This is a genomic window from Sphingopyxis sp. (genome assembly GCF_036675685.1).
In the GTDB taxonomy this organism is placed as follows: domain Bacteria; phylum Pseudomonadota; class Alphaproteobacteria; order Sphingomonadales; family Sphingomonadaceae; genus Sphingopyxis.
The window spans coordinates 1-1,562 of sequence record NZ_JAKFEM010000039.1 but is presented as its reverse complement, the minus strand read 5'-3'; the positions used below and the strand labels follow the sequence as shown (position 1 = coordinate 1,562).

Annotated in this window: 2 protein-coding genes; both read left to right on the top strand. The window is 66.2% G+C overall.

Annotated features, from left to right (window positions below; genetic code table 11):
* A partial coding sequence (locus V6M50_RS15810; protein ID WP_332819540.1) for an ABC transporter permease occupies positions 1 to 373 on the top strand: 373 nt, incomplete at its 5' end.
* A 322-nt stretch (positions 374 to 695) separates the two neighbouring features.
* Positions 696 to 1,562 (top strand): isoaspartyl peptidase/L-asparaginase family protein (locus V6M50_RS15805; RefSeq protein ID WP_332819539.1); only part of this gene is annotated, 867 nt, incomplete at its 3' end.

Here is a 1,562-nt window from a genome sequence, read left to right as displayed (position 1 = left end):
GCTGGGCGCGGTCGCGGGCATTTCGCTGATCGTCGGCGGCATCGGCATCATGAACATCATGCTGGTGTCGGTGACCGAGCGGATCCGCGAGATCGGCCTGCGCATGGCCGTCGGCGCCGGGCCAGGCGATATCCGCCGGCAGTTCCTCGCCGAGGCGATGTTGATCTCGCTGATCGGCGGCGTGATCGGGATTGCGCTGGGGATCGTCGGGGCATTGCTGGTGGGCAAGCTGGGTTCGCTGCCGGTGGCGTTGAACGGCAAGGTGATCGGGCTGGCGGCGGGCTTCTCGATCGCGACCGGGTTGTTCTTCGGGTATTACCCGGCGCGGAAGGCGTCGTTGCTGGATCCGATCGAGGCGTTGCGGCAGCAGTAGTTTTTTGCCCGTCGTTTCTGCGAGCAGGAATCCAGTGACTTTGCAACGTCTTCAAAGAACAGGGCTTCCGCCCTGCGGGCGGGTAACTTTTCTTTGCGGGCACAAGGAAAAGTCACCAAAAGAAAGTGCCATGTGGAAGTCAAAAGCGCGTCGGCGGCTGAGCGGCGCAGCATTTTCCGACTCGCCATCCCGGCTCGGTCGGGAAACGGCGTGCATCCATGCACGCCGCCCTCCGGGTTGGGGGCATCTCGGTCGTTCATCGTCTTGAACAGAAAAAAGCCGGAAAGGCATATGCTTGGATCGATGAATCACGGAGCCCGCCATGCGTCGCCTTCCCGTCCTCCTGTTGATATTTGCCGCCATGACTGCACGCGCTGAAGACAAGCCAGGAACCGCGCTCGTGATCCACGGCGGCGCCGGGGTGATCGAACGCAGTGCGCTGTCGGCCGACGACGAACGCGCGATCCGCGCCGACCTGGAGCGTGCGCTCGATGCGGGCAACGCGATCCTGTCGAACGGTGGCAACGCGCTCGATGCGGTCGAGGCGGTGATCGTGGTGCTGGAGGACTCGCCGCGCTTCAATGCCGGCAAGGGCGCGGTGTTCGATGCCGATGGCGGCCACCAGCTCGATGCCTCGGTGATGGAAGGCCATACGCGTCGCGCCGGTGCGGTTGCCGGCGTGACCACGGTGCGCAATCCGATCCGGTTGGCGCGTGCGGTGATGGAGCATTCGGTGCACGTGATGCTGGCTGGCGTCGGTGCCGAAAAGTTCGCCGATACGCGGCCCGAGATCGCCCGCGTGCCGAACGACTGGTTCGACACGCCGCAACGCCGACAACAGCTGGACAAGGCCCAGGCGCGCGAGGAGGCATCGAAGTCGGCGGCCGTTCCCACCGTCGAGGGTGCCTACTTCGGCACGGTCGGTGCGGTCGCGCTCGACGCGCACGGCCACATCGCCGCCGCGACCTCGACCGGCGGCATGACCAACAAGCGCTGGAACCGGATCGGCGATTCGCCGGTGATCGGCGCCGGCACTTACGCCGACGAGCGATGCGGCGTGTCCGGGACCGGCTGGGGCGAGTTCTACATCCGTGCGGCGGTCGCGCACGACATCTGCGCGCGGGTCGCCTACCGCGGCGACGCGCTGGCGGTGGCGGCAGAGGAAGTCGTCAACAAGGTCGTGCCCGCA